Raw genomic sequence first — 14,001 nt, forward strand, 5'->3', positions numbered from 1 at the left:
ATCAGCGAGCAGCTTGTCTGAGCGTAGCGAGTTTGCTGCTCGCCCCCTTCCGGCGAGAAGCGCAGGGGAGCGCCGGGCGCAGCCCGGTGCCAAATCGTGGGCCGCCGCCGGCCGTACCCGCCCCAGGGTCTGCGCCAAGATGGCCCGCGCCAAGAGGGGCCGCGCTTACGCTTTGCGACATGGCACCGATACGAGGGTATCTGTCCCGGCTTTCGGGATGGAGCTTGCGCCGACAGATTGGGTTGCGGGTCGGGTGCGGCCTGGGGCGGCCGTCGATGCAGCCGAGCATCGCAGCCGGAAAGGGAAAAAGCGGGTTGCCTGTTTGAGCGTAGCGAGTTTGCAACCCGCCCCTTTCCGGCGAGAAGCGCAGGGAAGCCCGGCGTAGCCGGGCCAAATCGTGGGCCGCCCCAGGCCGCACCCGACCCGGAACCCGCACCAGTGCTACAAGCCTCGTCATAGGGCCCGCTCTCTAAGACGCCACTTTCCCGCTAAAGCGCGACGGCAAACGGCTTCACAAAGCTCAGGGCTCCCCCGCAAGCCACTCGCCGAATTCCGCCAGGCTTCTCACCTCCACATGGGGCACCGGCTCCAGATCCCGGGGCCAGTCTCGCCCCTCCTGGTTCAACCACACCGCCCGCATGCCGTAGCCCGCCGCGCCGATGACATCGCTTTCCGGCTCGTCACCGATATGCACCATCTGGCTCGCCGGCACCCCCGCCCGGTGGCAGGCAGCCTCGAAGATCAGCCGATCAGGCTTGGCGGCGCCCACATCGATGGCGGCCACCACGAAATCGAAGTAATGCCCCAGGCCCAGGCGATGAACATTGGCATTGCCGTTGGTCATCACCCCCAGGCGGTAACGCCCGCGCAGGCTGTCCAGCAGGGGTTTGGCTTCGGGATAGAGCGTGATCTCGTGGCGCGCTTGCAGGAAGGCCTCGAAGGCGCCCTCCACCAGAGCCTCTCCGTAGCCGCAGGCCCGGGCCACCTCGCGATAGACCGCCTTGCGCAGCTCGCTCACATGATGGCGCAGCTCGGGCCGGCTCCGAAGTAGCTCCTGACGGATGGCGGTGAGCTGCTCGGGACTGTAGCGGGCGGCCGCATCCGGGTAATGAGTCCGCAGCCACTCGTGCCCGCGGGCCTCGGCGCGGGGCAACACCCCCTCCAGGCCCCACAGGGTGTGATCCAGATCGAAACTCACCGCGCGCAAATGCATCTCAGGCCTGCTCCGATTCCCTGCGCCACAGGCAAGATCCGCCCTGCTCCAGGCGATCCAGCCAGGCCTCGTGAGCCTGGCGTTCCTCATCCCCCGCCTGTAGTACTTTCAGCGCTGGGCGGTCGGCCGGCAGCCGCTGTATGCGCCCGGCCTGTCCGCCATCGGCGCCGGCGTCCTCACCGCCCAGCGACAGACTCACCTGGCCACCGGTCATGCCCAGGTAGACATCCGCCAGGATCTCGGCGTCCAACAGCGCGCCATGCAGGGTGCGGTGGGCGTTGTCGATGCCGTAGCGCTTGCACAGCGCATCCAGGGTATTGCGCTGACCGGGGTGCAGGCGCCGGGCCATGACCAGGGTATCGACGATGCCGCAAATGGCCTTGATCGGCTCGGCGTTCGGGCGCCACCGCCGCAGCTCGTGATCGAGGAAGCCCACATCGAAGGGGGCGTTGTGAATCACCAGCTCCGCCCCACGCACGAAGGTGAGGAATTCCTCCACCACATCGGCGAAACGGGGCTTGTCGGCGAGGAACTCGTTGGTGATGCCGTGCACCTCGATGGCGCCGGCATCGATCTCCCGGTCGGGCTGCAGGTAAACGTGGAAGTTGCGCCCGGTGAGGCGGCGACGCTCCAGTTCCACGCAACCGATCTCGATGATGCGATGCCCCTGGGAGGCCTCCAGGCCGGTGGTTTCGGTATCCAGTACGATCTGTCTCATGGCGCGCTCATACTCCGTCAGGCGGTGCTCAGCTCGTCTATGCCACGATTGGCCAACTGATCCGCCCGCTCGTTCTCGGCGTGACCGCTGTGGCCCTTCACCCACCGCCAATCGATCTCGTGGCGGGCACAGGCCTCATCCAGCCGACGCCACAGGTCCTCGTTCTTCACCGGTTTCTTGGCCGCCGTCTTCCAGCCCCGGCGTTTCCAGTTGACCAGCCACTCGGTGATACCCTTGCGCACGTACTGGGAGTCGGTGGTGAGTATCACCTGACAGGGCCGGCGCAGGGACTCCAGCGCCTGAATGGCCGCCATCAGCTCCATGCGGTTGTTGGTGGTCTGCGACTCGCCGCCGAACAGTTCCTTTTCCACGTCACCGTATCGCAACAGGGCGCCCCATCCGCCGGGGCCGGGGTTACCGCGGCAGGCGCCGTCGGTGTAGATTTCCACTCGCTGAGCCATGCAAGGCGCTCCGTGGGACCGGCTGCGCCAGTCCGGGTACCAGTTTGGGTTTTTTCCACTTGGGGCGGAGCACGGTAACACCCCGCAGCCGTTTTTGCGCGCTGCAAAGATACGCCCCCCCCGCCCAGGGCAGCAGCCGCGGGCCATACCGGTCCAGCACCCGCAGCCAGTGCTGCAGCCGCGGGTTCTGCCAGGGCGGACGGAACAACAGGCGCTCGGTGGCGAGCGGGGTGAGCCCCAGCAATGAGAACCAGTCCTGCAGGCGCCGCACGGACACGTGCTGAGCGGCCGCCGGCAGATCCTCCCCCTGTACCCAGTAACGGGACAGGCCCCAGAGGCTCCAGGGATTGAAGCCCAACACCAGCAGGCGCCCCTCCGGTGCCAGGATGCGGTTCACTTCACGCAGCAGTTGATGGGGCTGGGGGTTGTAATCCAGTTCGTGCACCAGGATCACCGCATCCAGACTGGATGTCTGGAACGGCAGTTCGTCCTGGTCCACCAACAGATCCCCCACGCCTCCCTGCGGGCCCACTCCACGGTAAAGCCGACGGAGCGCGTCATCGGCCAGCAGCGGGCGGCCGGCGCCCAGGTGCCCCAGTTGCAGCACCCGCTGCAGGTAGACCCCGCGCAGGGCTTCGCGCACCGCCGCCTGCTCCTGATCCAGAAGCAGCCGGCCCAGCGGTGTATGAAACCAATCATGCAGCGCTTGCATCGCTCGCGGTACCTGCGGTTTGGAGCTGCGGCCAGCATAGCCCGCACCCCGGCCCGATACTACCGGAGGCTTTGTCCGCCCCCATAAAGCCGTTAGCATTGGGTCATTCGTGCGCCACGCAGCCAGGAGCACCGCTTGCCATGTTACGCATAGAGCCCATACCCGCCTTCTCGGACAACTATATCTGGGCCCTGCATGACGGAGAAAAGGCCGCGGTGGTGGATCCCGGCGATGCCGCGCCGGTGATGCGCTGGCTGAACGAGCGGGGCGTAGAGCTCAGCGCGATACTCATCACCCATCATCATCCAGACCATGTGGGCGGCATCGCCGAGCTGCTCGCGCAGGGTGCGGTCCCCGTGTATGGCCCTGGCGCCGAGAACATCCCCGGGCGGAGCATCGCCCTGGCCGAGGGCGACAAGGTGGCCCTGCTAGCCCCCGAGATCAGCCTGCAGGTTCTGGAGGTGCCCGGCCACACCCTGGGGCATATCGCCTACTACGCCGAAGGCATGCTGTTCTGCGGCGATACCCTCTTCGCCGGTGGCTGTGGGCGCCTGTTCGAAGGCAGCCCGGAGCAGATGCACGCCTCTCTGCAAAAGCTGGCGGCCCTGCCCGCCTCCACTCGGGTCTACTGCGCCCATGAGTACACCCTGGCGAATCTGCGCTTCGCGCTGAAGGTGGAACCAGAGAACCCGGCACTGCAACAACGCCTGGCGCACGTGCAGGCCCAGCGGGAGCGCGACGAAATCACCCTGCCGAGCACCCTGGGCGTGGAATTGCAGACCAACCCCTTCCTGCGGGTGACGGAGGCGGCTGTGATCCGGCGCGCGGGAGAGCAGGCCGGTCATGGTTTATCATCGCCGGCGCAGGTTTTCGCCGCCGTGCGGGCCTGGAAGGACAGGGGCTGACGCGGCCCTGACACGATAAACATCATAAGGAATCAAGGAGAACGCCCATGGGCGCCACCCGCCTGTGCCTGCTCCTCGCGCTGGGCCTGAGCCTGAGCGCCTGCGGCCTGATACCGCAGCAGCCCACCACTGAACCGGGGCCCACCCCGAGCCCGCGGGCCGCCCACGACACGCCGCAGGAACCGCCCCTGGTACAGGCCAGCGCGGAGGACGCGCTCACCGTCGCCGCCACGCCTCCGCCGCCACCCGCACCGGTGGACCTTTGGGAGCGCATGCGCCGCGGTTTCGAGCTGCCGGAGCTGAGCCATCCGCGCATCGCGCAGGAACTGCGCGCCTTCAGCGGCAAACAGGGCTACTTCGACCGGGTGGCCGAGCGCGCCGAGCCCTATCTGTATTTCATCCTCGAGGAGCTGGAAGCGCGGGACATGCCCCTGGACCTGGCTCTGTTGCCGATCGTCGAAAGCGCCTTTCGGCCCTTTGCCTATTCCCCGGGTCGGGCGGCGGGGCTGTGGCAGTTCATACCCGCCACCGGGCGACACTACGGATTGAAGCAGACCTGGTGGTACGACGGACGCCGGGATGTGATCGCCTCCACCCGGGCGGCGTTGAATTATCTGGACCATCTGCACGGCCTGTTCGGCGACTGGGCCCTGGCCCTGGCCGCCTATAACGCCGGCCAGGGTACGGTGCGCGGCGCCATCCGGCGTAACGCCGCCGCCGGCAAGCCCACCGACTACTTCAGCCTGCCCCTGCCCCGGGAAACCCGTGCCTATGTGCCGCGGCTGCTGGCACTGCGTGAAATCGTCCGCAATCCCGCCGCCCACGACCTGAGCCTGCATTCCCTGCCGGACGAGCCCTATATCGAAGTGGTGGAGATCGATGGGCAGATCGATCTGGCGCTGGCCGCGGAGATGGCGCAGCTCAGCCTGGAGGAAATCTACCGGCTCAACCCGGGCTTCAACCGCTGGGCCACCGACCCGGAAGGCCCCCATTATCTGGTGCTGCCGGCGGAGCATGCCGATCGTTTCCGTCAGGCCTGGGCCGAACAGCCCGCCGAGGGGCGCGTGCAGTGGACCCGCCACCGGGTAAACCCGGGCGAGACGCTGAGCCACATTGCCCGGCAGTACCGGACCACCAGTACCGTGCTCCGGCAGGCGAACCAGCTCAATGGCCACATCATCCGTGCCGGCGCCTATCTGCTCGTGCCCACCGCCCGCCAGGGCGCCGATAGCTACGTGCTCAGCGCCAGCCAGCGCCGGGTACGCTTGCAGCAGGCGGATCGCGCCGGGCAGCGCATGGAAGTCCTGGTTCGTCGAGGGGACAGCTTCTGGAAAATCGCCCGTCAGCATGGCGTGAGCGTGGACCGGCTGGCCGCCTGGAACGGCCTCTCACCCCGGGACACCCTGCGCCCGGGCCAGCGGCTGGTACTTTGGAAGAAGGGCGGATCGAGCGCCGGCGGCCCGGCCTCCCGCACCCAGCGCATACATTACACGGTGCGCTCGGGGGATTCGCTGTATCTGATCGCGCGAAAGTTCAGTGTCAGCGTCAAGCAGCTGCGCAGCTGGAACGCGCTCAACGGGAAGTACCTGCAGCCCGGCCAGCGGCTGGTGCTGCACGTGGATGTGACCCGACAGGGGGGCTAGGCGAGGTAGGCGCCACCCTGGCACCGTATCCGATTAGGGGAGCGGACTTTGGCCGCTCCCGCAGCAGAAGGCGCTCTCAGCGCGCCTTCTTCAGTTCCTCTTCCGGAAGCATGATGTTCAGCTCCAGCACCTCGCAATCGCCGTCCTTGTCGATCTGCATCTTCACCGCATCGCGACCCACCTGCACATACTTGCGGATCACCTCCAGCAACTCCTCCTGGAGCATGGGCAGGTAATCCGGTCCGCCCCGGGTGGAGCGTTCGTGGGCGACGATGATCTGCAAGCGTTCCTTGGCGACACTGGCGCTGCGCTGCTTCTGGCTGCGGAAATAATTGAAGAAACTCATGGCTTCAGCCTCCGAAGATGCGCCCGAGCAGGCCTTTCCTGGCCGCGGTGAGAAAGCGATGGGGGCGATCCTCACCGAGGAAGCGGGCCACGGCGTCATCGTAGGCCTGGCCGGCATCGCTCTGCTGCTCCAGAATCACCGGCACACCAGCGTTGGACGCATTGAGCACGGCCTGGGATTCGGGAATCACGCCCAGCAGCGGGATGGCCAGGATCTCCTGTACATCGTCCACGCTCAGCATCTCGCCGCGATCCACCCGCTCGGGGGAGTAACGGGTCAACAGCAGGTGCTCCCGCACCGGCTCCTCGCCGTTCTCGGCCCGGCGTGTCTTGCTCTGCAGTATCCCCAGGATGCGGTCTGAATCTCGCACCGAGGAGACTTCCGGGTTGGTGACCACAATGGCCTCGTCGGCGAGATAGGCGGCATGCATGGCGCCCCGCTCGATGCCCGCCGGCGAGTCGCAGACGATGTAATCAAACTCCTTGGACAGTTCCTTGATCACTTGCTCAACCCCTTCCAGGGTGAGCGCGTCCTTGTCCCGGGTCTGGGAGGCGGGCAGGATGAACAGCCCGTCCACGCGCTTGTCCTTGATCAGGGCCTGATTGAGGTTGGCATCGCCGCTGATGACGTTGACGAAGTCATACACCACCCGGCGCTCGCACCCCATGATCAGGTCCAGATTGCGCAGGCCCACGTCGAAATCGATGACCACGGTGCGATGGCCGGCCTTGGCCAGCCCGGTGGCGATAGCCGCGCTGCTGGTGGTCTTGCCCACCCCGCCCTTGCCCGAGGTAATGACGATGATTCGTGCCACTGCTTGATCCCTCCTGTCAGCCCTGCAGGGCCTGTATGCGCAGTTCCTCGCCGTGCAGGGAAATCTGCACCGCGCGGCCACGTTCCTGTTCGCTGATGTGTTCGCTGATCTGATAACTGCCGGCCACCGAGACCAGCTCGGCCTCCAGGCTCTGGCAGAAGATGCGCGCCGTCGTATCGCCCCGCACGCCGGCGAGCGCCCGGCCGCGCAAGGGCCCGTAGACATGAATATGCCCATCGGCCAGCACTTCGGCGCCGGCCTGCACCGGGGCGAGCACGACCAGATCTCGCCCCTTGGCGTAGACCTGCTGGCCGGAACGCACCGGCTGGGCGACCACCATTGCCGCGCCCGGCTGCTCGGCGGGCGCCGGCGCAGCGGCGGGTTCGGGCGCACGGGGCGCTGCGGCCCCGTCCAGGCGTGGGAAAATACCCACGCCGGCTTCCCGAGCGGCGGCCTCCACCGCCGGGTTCCCGCCCCTGACCCCCATGGGTACCAATTCTCGCTGGCGCAGAGCCGTCAGCAGCTTGCCGAGGGCCTCGGCGGGCATGGCCGCCTCCAGGTCAAGGATCACCGGCAGGCCACGGAAGAACCCCGGGGCGGTGGCCAGCTTCTCATCGAGCTGGACGAGCAAGGGCTCCAACTCCGCCTGCAACACCCGCAGCACGGACACCGTCAGCATGCGCCCTTTCAGTTCGAAGGCGGGCTGGGCGGCGTTGGCGTGTGGACTGGCGGCCATAAATCTCTGTTCTTTTATTGCGGAGAGCACGGCACGGGGCCGTAAACACGCACCCCCTCCACAACGGGAGGGGGTGCCGGGCCCTTTATAGCCTGCGGGCCGGGGCCTGATCAAGGGTCCTATGCCGCATTGCGGCAAATCGGCTCGTCAACCGGCGCTGAGCAGGCTGTTCATACGCCGTACGAAGCCCGCGGGATCTTCCAGCGCGCCCCCTTCGGCGAGCTGCGCCTGCTCGAACAGCAGCAGCGCCCAGTCCTCGAAAGCCTCCACCTGCTCCGGTTCCCGCAGGCGCTGAATCAAGGCGTGCTGCGGGTTCAGCTCCAGGCTGGGCTTCGCCATGGGCATGTCGTGGCCGGCGGCCTTGAACAGCTTCTGCATCCCGAGGCCCATATCGTGCTCGCTGACCACCAGGCAGGCCGGCGATTCGGTGAGCCGGCGGCTCAGGCGCACGGCCTCTACCCGCTCGCCCAGCGCCTCGCCGAGCTTGTCCAGCAGAGGCTGGAATTCCCCGGCCTGCTGCTCGGCCTGCTTCTTCTCCTCCTCGCCCAGCTCGTCCAGATCCAGATCGCCCTTGGCCACCGACTGCAGGCTCTTGCCCTGGTACTCATGCAGGTGGGCCACCAGCCACTCGTCCACCGGCTCGCTGAGCAACAGCACCTCGATGCCCTGCTTGCGAAACACTTCCAGGTGCGGGCTGTGGGCGGCCGCCTTGAAGCCGTCCGCATTGACGTAATAGATGTGCTTCTGCCCTTCCTTCATACGCGCGATGTACGCATCCAGAGAGACGGTCTCGGCGGGCTCGCCGCTGTGGGTGGACGCAAAGCGCAGCAGTTTCGCAATGCGCTCGCGGTTGGCCGGGTCCTCCGCCGGGCCTTCCTTGAGCACCCGCCCGAAGCCTTCCCAGAACGCGGCGTACTCCTCGGGCTCCTTGTCGGCCATGCGCTCGAGCAGGTCCAGCACCCGCTTGACCGAGGCGCCGCGGATCTTGTCCAGCACCCGGTTGTGCTGCAGCAACTCGCGGGAGACGTTCAGGGGCAGGTCATCGGAGTCCACCACCCCGCGCACGAAACGCAGGTAACCGGGCATCAGCTGCTCGGTGTCATCCATGATGAACACCCGGCGTACATAGAGCTTGATGCCGTGACGACGCTCCCGGTCGAACAGATCGAAGGGGGCGCGCCGGGGCAGATACAGCAGCGAGGTGTAGCTGAGATTGCCCTCTACCTTGTTGTGCACCCAACGCAGCGGCGCTTCGAAATCATGGGCGACGTGCTTGTAGAACTCCTGGTATTCCTCGTCGCTGATCTCGTTCTTGGGGCGCATCCACAGCGCCGAGGCGCTGTTGGCCGCCTCCTCCTTGCCCTCTTCATCGGCAAGGAGCACCGGGATGGCGATATGATCCGAGTAGGTGCGGATGATGTGGCGCAGCCGGTGCGGCTCCAGGAACTCGTCCTGTTCGGCATTCAGGTGCAGGATCACCTCGGTGCCACGGTGCGAACGCTCGACGTTCTCTACCGTGAAACCGCCCTGCCCATCGGACTCCCAGCGCACCCCCTGTTCTGCGGGAAGCCCCGCCTTGCGGGTCAGCACCGTCACCCGGTCGGCGACGATGAAGGCGGAGTAGAAACCCACCCCGAACTGGCCGATCAGCTGGGCGTCCTTCGCCTGATCACCGGAGAGTTGCTCCAGAAAACGCCGGGTGCCGGAATGGGCGATGGTGCCCAGATTCTCCACCACCTCGTCGCGACTCATGCCGATGCCGTTATCGCGGATGTGCAGGGTGCGGGCTTCCTTGTCCACCCGCAGCCGGATGGCCAGCTCCGACTCGCCCTCGTACAGGGCCTCGTTCTGCAGCGCCTCGAAACGCAGCTTGTCCGCCGCGTCCGAGGCATTGGAGACCAGCTCCCGAAGAAAGATCTCGCTGTTGCTGTACAGCGAGTGGATCATCAGCTTCAGCAGTTGCTGAACCTCGGTCTGGAATTCCAGGTTTTCCTTTTCCGCGTGCACACTCATGAAATCACTCCCTCAATGTACTTGATAACCTTCATGGGCCAGCAGCCAACGCTTGATGACCAGCGCCTCGCCGCCGCCCTCGCCGGTGAAACCACCCAGGCCCGTGCGCGCCACCACCCGATGGCAGGGCACCAACACGGGCACCGGATTACGGGCACAGGCGCCGCCTATCGCCCGGGGCCCACTGCCCAGCAGCCGGGCCAGCGCTCCGTACTCGCGCACCTCGCCGGGCGGTATCGCGCACAGCGCTTCCCGCACCCGTTGTTGATGCGCCGTCGTCGCCGGCGCCAGCGGCAGCTGAAAGCCTGCCCCCGGCTCCTCGAACCAGCGCGCCAACTGCCGGGCAAGTTCACGCCCCAACTCACTGCGCGGCCCGGACACGGGTTCCCCGCAGCGCAGGATCACCCGCGATACCTGCCCGGCATCACAAACGATCCCTAGCCTGCCCACGGGGCTGTTCAGGCAGAAGACATCACGGCTCATGACACGGCACTCCCGCCATTGCTGAGGCGGAAAATTATAGGTTCTTCGTGGATTAGCGGGAACTCCCCTGCTTCGCCTGGCCGGACAGCGCGAGAGCAGGCGCAGGGGTGTCGGTGCCCGCCGCTCGATTGAGCGACTGAAGAGAGAGGCGCCCTGTTCCCCTTTTCACGGCATTGACCCTGACACCGTGGCGCGTCCGCGGCTTGGGGGTGACTGTCGCACCGACACATGGGCTTCCGTGGTGGCGGCGATTCGGAACGGGCGTCGATGCAGCGCAACGCCCAGGGGCCGGGCGGAAACCGGCGGAGTGCTTAGTGAGCGGATTCGCTGGCGTCGCGAGTTCGCCCAGCGCCGCCACGACCAAGGAGCAAAGGGCGACCCCCGGGCGCTGCCCGGGGGCCAATCGAGGGGCGGGGATTCGCCACCGAACCCCGGCCGAGCACCCCGACCGGCAACGGCGCCAAGGCGAAGCCTAGAAAGCGCTGCTCTGATCCAGCCGCACTTTCTCTCGCTCGGCGCCCTCATCCCGGGAGGCGATATGATCGCCGGTGACCATCTGCTTGTAGGTCATCCCGGGGCCGACCATCGGGTATACCCCGGCATCCGCGTCGATCATCACTTCCAGGAACGCCGGCCCCTTGGCTTCCACGAAGTCCTTCAGCGCCGAAACCAGCTCCGCCTTGTCACTGACGCGTCGCACGAAGGGGAAGCCGTCGCTCTCCGCCGCCTTGACGAAGTCCTTGCGGTGCAAGGACTTGTCGGAGCCCGAGAACCGGTCCTCGAAGTAGAGTTTCTGCCACTGACGCACCATGCCGTCGCCCAGGTTGTTCAGCAACAGCACCTTCACCGGCAGGTCATAGGTGGTCACCGTCTCCATCTCGCCCAGGTTCATGCGGATGGAACCGTCGCCGTCCACATCGATGACGATCTTGTCCGGGCAGGCGAAGGCCGCACCGATGGCCGCCGGCAGACCGAAGCCCATGGTGCCCATGGAGCCGGAGGTCAGCCACAGCCGCGGCTCGCGGAAATCGAAGTACTGAGCCGCCCACATCTGGTGCTGGCCCACACCGGTGGCGATGATGGCGCGCCCGTCGGTGAGCTTGTTCAGCTCCTCGATCACGTAATGGGGCTGAATCAGGTCGCTCTCCCGGTCGTAGTTCCAGGCATGGCGCTGCTTGAGCGCGCGCACGTGTTCCACCCAGGGCGCGTGCTCAATGTCGATGCGCTGTTCGCGGCCGTAGTCGATGAGCTGGCGCAGGCTACGCCCGGCCTCGCCCACATGGGCCCAGTCCACCATCTTCACCTTGCCGATCTCGGCCGCGTCGATGTCGATGTGAGCCACGTGCTCGGCCAGCGGGGCAAACTGCTCGGCACGAGCGGCGACCCGGTCATCGAAGCGCGCGCCCACCGCGATCAGGAAATCACAGTCCTCCACCGCATAATTGGCGAAGGCCGCGCCGTGCATGCCCAGCATATGCAGCGACAAGTCGCTGGTGGTGTCCACCGCGCCCAGGCCCATCAGCGTGGTCACCACGGGAATCTGCCAGGTCTCGGAGAACTCCCGCAGCTCCCGCGCCGCCTCACCGCTGATCACACCGCCGCCGGCGTAGATCAGTGGCCGGCTGGAGCGCTGCAGCATATCGAAGAACTGGCGGCACTTGCGCTCGGAAAGCTTGGCGGCGCGCAGGGATTCCATGCGCTGGCGGTAGCCGCGAATCTCCAGCAGGCCCTCGCCCTGGTACTCGCCGATCCAGTTCTGCACGTCCTTGGGCAGATCCACCACCACCGGCCCCGGCCGACCGCTGCGCGCGACTTCGAAGGCGGTGCGGATGGTCGCCTCCAGCTTGCTCGGATCGGTAACCAGGAAGACGTGCTTGGCGCAGCTGCCCATGATGTTGACGATAGGCGCTTCCTGGAAGGCGTCGGTCCCCATGGCCGACGTGCCCACCTGGCCGGTCAGGGCCACCACGGGAATGGAATCGGCCATGCAGTCACGGATGGGGGTGACCGTATTGGTGGCGCCGGGCCCGGAGGTCACCATGAACACGCCCACCTTGCCGCTGGCCCGGGCATATCCCGCCGCCATGAAGCCCGCGCCCTGCTCGTTGGCGGGCACGATGAGCTTGACCTGCTCCTCGGGCTGCTCGCCCTTGCCTTCGTTGTAGCGGAAAATGGCGTCGTAGGTCGGGAGGATCGCGCCGCCGCTGTAGCCGAATACGGTATCTACACCCTCATCGGCCAGAACCTGGATGATGACGTCGGCGCCGCTCATGCGGGTACCGGCCAAGGGGTGTTTACGCGCGATCTCGTTGCTCATGACTGTCTCGATACTGTTGAGGCGCCGCGGTGCCGGCGCTGTTCCGTGAACCGGACATGATACGGGTGGCCGGGAAAGGGGCACAAGGGAGGAGCGGATGAAATCCCGGCATGACCGCCGCAAGCAGGGAAAAGGTTGGGGCCGACGGCGAGTCGCTGCAGATGGCGGAGGAGAGCATCAACACAGAGTCCCGAAAATCCGCCGACCCCAATCTGGCGCCGTATTCCGGCAAATACGGCCTTGTTCGTATTGCAGTGCAGCAAAGATAACCGCTGACCGCTCCCAGCGCAAGCACGCTCGCGCCCGATGTCATACAATGGCGCCACTTTCAGCCAGCACCCCAAAGGGATCCAGTCGATGAGCGAAGTCATCCTCGTCAACGTCTCCGGCCAGGACAAGCCCGGACTCACCTCCTCTCTCATGTCCATCCTGGCCGAGTACAACGTGGACGTGCTGGACATAGGCCAGGCCATGATCCATGACACGCTTTCGCTGGGCATGCTGCTGGCCATCCCCGACCAGGACAAGCTCTCGCCGGTGCTGAAGGACGTACTCTTCCATGTGCATCACATGGGCATGCACGTGCGGTTCACGCCCATCTCCACTGAACACTACGAGGACTGGGTCCGCGGCCAGGGCAAGCCGCGCTACATCATCACCCTGCTGGGCCGGCGGATCACCGCCGAGCAGATGGCACGGGTCGCCCGGGTCATCAGCGATAATGCGCTGAACATCGAGGACATCCTGCGCCTGTCCGGGCGCCGCTCGCTGAACGGCGACGAGGCCCCGCGCGCCTGTGTGGAGCTGACGGTACGCGGCCAGCCCCTGGACCTGGACGAGATGAAGGAAGCCTTTCTGGAAGTCTCCGGCGAGCTGGACATCGACATCAGCTTCCAGGAGGACACGGTTTACCGGCGTAATCGCCGCCTGGTGGCCTTCGACATGGACTCCACCCTGATCCAGCAGGAAGTGATCGACGAACTGGCCGAGTTCGCCGGGGTGGGCGCCGAGGTCAAGGCCGTCACCGAACTGGCCATGCAGGGGGAACTGGATTTTCGCGAGAGTCTGCGCCGCCGCGTTGCCCTGCTCGAAGGCCTGGACGCCTCGGTACTGGCGCACGTGGCCGAGCGCCTGCAGCTCACCGAAGGCGCCGAGCGCCTGATCACCACCCTGAAGGCTTTCGGCTACAAGACGGCGCTGATCTCCGGCGGTTTCACCTATTTCGGCCAGTACCTGCAGCGCAAGCTGGGCATCGATTACGTCCACGCCAACGAGCTGGAGATCGTCGATGGCAAGCTCACCGGGCAGGTAACCGGCACCATAGTGGACGGCCCGCGCAAGGCCGAACTGGTGCGCGAGATCGCCGCCCGGGAATGCCTTAACCTGGACCAGGTGGTGGCCGTGGGCGACGGCGCCAACGATCTGCCCATGCTGCGGATTGCGGGCCTCGGCATCGCCTTCCGCGCCAAGCCGGTAGTCCAGCGCAACGCCCGCCAGTCCATCTCCACTCTGGGGCTGGACGGCATTCTGTACCTGATGGGGATAAAGGACACCGACACCCCGGCCTGAGAACCTGCGGCCCGCCGACCACTGCCGCACAGCACAATGACAAGCTAGTCAGTAGCTGCGACTCTTTAGGG

Annotated in this window: 14 protein-coding genes; 4 read left to right on the forward strand and 10 right to left on the reverse strand. The window is 66.2% G+C overall.

The genetic code is table 11. The features are described from left to right. Positions 1-520: 520 nt before the first annotated feature. From GBG68_RS12415 to GBG68_RS12430, 4 genes are read right to left on the reverse strand one after another with little or no spacing between them, the layout of a single operon-like run. Positions 521-1,213, reverse strand: coding sequence for an HAD family hydrolase (locus GBG68_RS12415; protein WP_152147826.1), 693 nt, complete (start codon positions 1,211-1,213; stop codon positions 521-523). A 1-nt stretch (position 1,214) separates the two neighbouring features. After that, a complete protein-coding gene (gene dnaQ / locus GBG68_RS12420) occupies positions 1,215-1,931 on the reverse strand; it encodes a DNA polymerase III subunit epsilon (RefSeq protein WP_152147828.1) in 717 nt (238 codons plus the stop codon). 17 nt (positions 1,932-1,948) lie between these two features. After that, a complete protein-coding gene (gene rnhA / locus GBG68_RS12425; protein ID WP_152147830.1) occupies positions 1,949-2,392 on the reverse strand; it encodes a ribonuclease HI in 444 nt (147 codons plus the stop codon). Continuing rightward, the gene (locus GBG68_RS12430) at positions 2,346-3,104 is read right to left on the reverse strand and encodes a class I SAM-dependent methyltransferase (protein WP_193222330.1); all 759 of its coding nucleotides are present in this window, start codon (positions 3,102-3,104) and stop codon (positions 2,346-2,348) included. Before GBG68_RS12430 ends, rnhA begins: the two co-directional genes overlap by 47 nt. A 140-nt stretch (positions 3,105-3,244) precedes the next feature. On the opposite strand from GBG68_RS12430, the gene gloB reads away from it, so the two are divergent. Both gloB and GBG68_RS12440 read left to right on the forward strand, forming a co-directional pair. After that, positions 3,245-4,009 carry a hydroxyacylglutathione hydrolase gene (gene gloB / locus GBG68_RS12435; protein ID WP_152147835.1) on the forward strand — a complete coding sequence of 255 codons (765 nt, stop codon included), beginning with the start codon at positions 3,245-3,247 and terminating at the stop codon, positions 4,007-4,009. Positions 4,010-4,056: 47 nt separating this feature from the next. After that, positions 4,057-5,652 carry a LysM peptidoglycan-binding domain-containing protein gene (locus tag GBG68_RS12440; RefSeq protein ID WP_152147837.1) on the forward strand — a complete coding sequence of 532 codons (1,596 nt, stop codon included), beginning with the start codon at positions 4,057-4,059 and terminating at the stop codon, positions 5,650-5,652. 76 nt (positions 5,653-5,728) lie between these two features. Here the strand turns inward: GBG68_RS12440 and minE are convergent, their stop codons facing one another. From minE to ilvB, 6 genes are all read right to left on the reverse strand, one after another. Beyond that, the gene (gene minE, locus GBG68_RS12445) at positions 5,729-5,998 is read right to left on the reverse strand and encodes a cell division topological specificity factor MinE (protein ID WP_152147839.1); all 270 of its coding nucleotides are present in this window, start codon (positions 5,996-5,998) and stop codon (positions 5,729-5,731) included. A gap of 4 nt (positions 5,999-6,002) precedes the next feature. Further along, positions 6,003-6,812, reverse strand: coding sequence for a septum site-determining protein MinD (minD, locus tag GBG68_RS12450; protein WP_152147841.1), 810 nt, complete (start codon positions 6,810-6,812; stop codon positions 6,003-6,005). 16 nt (positions 6,813-6,828) lie between these two features. Next, positions 6,829-7,548 (reverse strand): septum site-determining protein MinC, encoded by a 720-nt coding sequence (gene minC / locus GBG68_RS12455; RefSeq protein ID WP_152147843.1) that lies wholly within the window; start codon positions 7,546-7,548, stop codon positions 6,829-6,831. A gap of 147 nt (positions 7,549-7,695) precedes the next feature. After that, positions 7,696-9,561, reverse strand: coding sequence for a molecular chaperone HtpG (gene htpG, locus GBG68_RS12460; RefSeq protein WP_152147845.1), 1,866 nt, complete (start codon positions 9,559-9,561; stop codon positions 7,696-7,698). Between the two features lie 12 nt (positions 9,562-9,573). Continuing rightward, positions 9,574-10,044: a methylated-DNA--[protein]-cysteine S-methyltransferase gene (locus GBG68_RS12465; RefSeq protein ID WP_152147847.1), complete on the reverse strand. Its 471-nt coding sequence runs from the start codon at positions 10,042-10,044 to the stop codon at positions 9,574-9,576. A gap of 472 nt (positions 10,045-10,516) precedes the next feature. Then, a complete protein-coding gene (gene ilvB, locus GBG68_RS12470) occupies positions 10,517-12,361 on the reverse strand; it encodes a biosynthetic-type acetolactate synthase large subunit (RefSeq protein ID WP_152147849.1) in 1,845 nt (614 codons plus the stop codon). Between the two features lie 110 nt (positions 12,362-12,471). On the opposite strand from ilvB, the gene GBG68_RS14200 reads away from it, so the two are divergent. Beyond that, complete coding sequence (locus tag GBG68_RS14200; protein ID WP_193222331.1) at positions 12,472-12,630, forward strand: hypothetical protein; 159 nt, start codon at positions 12,472-12,474, stop codon at positions 12,628-12,630. Between the two features lie 88 nt (positions 12,631-12,718). Next, positions 12,719-13,930: a phosphoserine phosphatase SerB gene (gene serB / locus GBG68_RS12475; RefSeq protein WP_152147851.1), complete on the forward strand. Its 1,212-nt coding sequence runs from the start codon at positions 12,719-12,721 to the stop codon at positions 13,928-13,930. Positions 13,931-14,001 lie beyond the last annotated feature (71 nt).

Source organism: Alkalilimnicola sp. S0819, from assembly GCF_009295635.1.
Taxonomy (GTDB): Bacteria; Pseudomonadota; Gammaproteobacteria; order Nitrococcales; family WHIW01; genus S0819.

What these genes read in the sequence shown, in the direction of transcription:
- GBG68_RS12430 (WP_193222330.1), bottom strand. Translation starts at nt 3,104, where the DNA reads ATGCAAGCGCTGCATGATTGGTTTCATACACCGCTGGGCCGGCTGCTT.
- dnaQ (WP_152147828.1), bottom strand. Translation starts at nt 1,931, where the DNA reads ATGAGACAGATCGTACTGGATACCGAAACCACCGGCCTGGAGGCCTCC.
- minE (WP_152147839.1), bottom strand. Translation starts at nt 5,998, where the DNA reads ATGAGTTTCTTCAATTATTTCCGCAGCCAGAAGCAGCGCAGCGCCAGT.
- rnhA (WP_152147830.1), bottom strand. Translation starts at nt 2,392, where the DNA reads ATGGCTCAGCGAGTGGAAATCTACACCGACGGCGCCTGCCGCGGTAAC.
- GBG68_RS14200 (WP_193222331.1), top strand. Translation starts at nt 12,472, where the DNA reads ATGACCGCCGCAAGCAGGGAAAAGGTTGGGGCCGACGGCGAGTCGCTG.
- ilvB (WP_152147849.1), bottom strand. Translation starts at nt 12,361, where the DNA reads ATGAGCAACGAGATCGCGCGTAAACACCCCTTGGCCGGTACCCGCATG.
- GBG68_RS12440 (WP_152147837.1), top strand. Translation starts at nt 4,057, where the DNA reads ATGGGCGCCACCCGCCTGTGCCTGCTCCTCGCGCTGGGCCTGAGCCTG.
- GBG68_RS12415 (WP_152147826.1), bottom strand. Translation starts at nt 1,213, where the DNA reads ATGCATTTGCGCGCGGTGAGTTTCGATCTGGATCACACCCTGTGGGGC.
- GBG68_RS12465 (WP_152147847.1), bottom strand. Translation starts at nt 10,044, where the DNA reads ATGAGCCGTGATGTCTTCTGCCTGAACAGCCCCGTGGGCAGGCTAGGG.
- minC (WP_152147843.1), bottom strand. Translation starts at nt 7,548, where the DNA reads ATGGCCGCCAGTCCACACGCCAACGCCGCCCAGCCCGCCTTCGAACTG.
- gloB (WP_152147835.1), top strand. Translation starts at nt 3,245, where the DNA reads ATGTTACGCATAGAGCCCATACCCGCCTTCTCGGACAACTATATCTGG.
- serB (WP_152147851.1), top strand. Translation starts at nt 12,719, where the DNA reads ATGAGCGAAGTCATCCTCGTCAACGTCTCCGGCCAGGACAAGCCCGGA.
- htpG (WP_152147845.1), bottom strand. Translation starts at nt 9,561, where the DNA reads ATGAGTGTGCACGCGGAAAAGGAAAACCTGGAATTCCAGACCGAGGTT.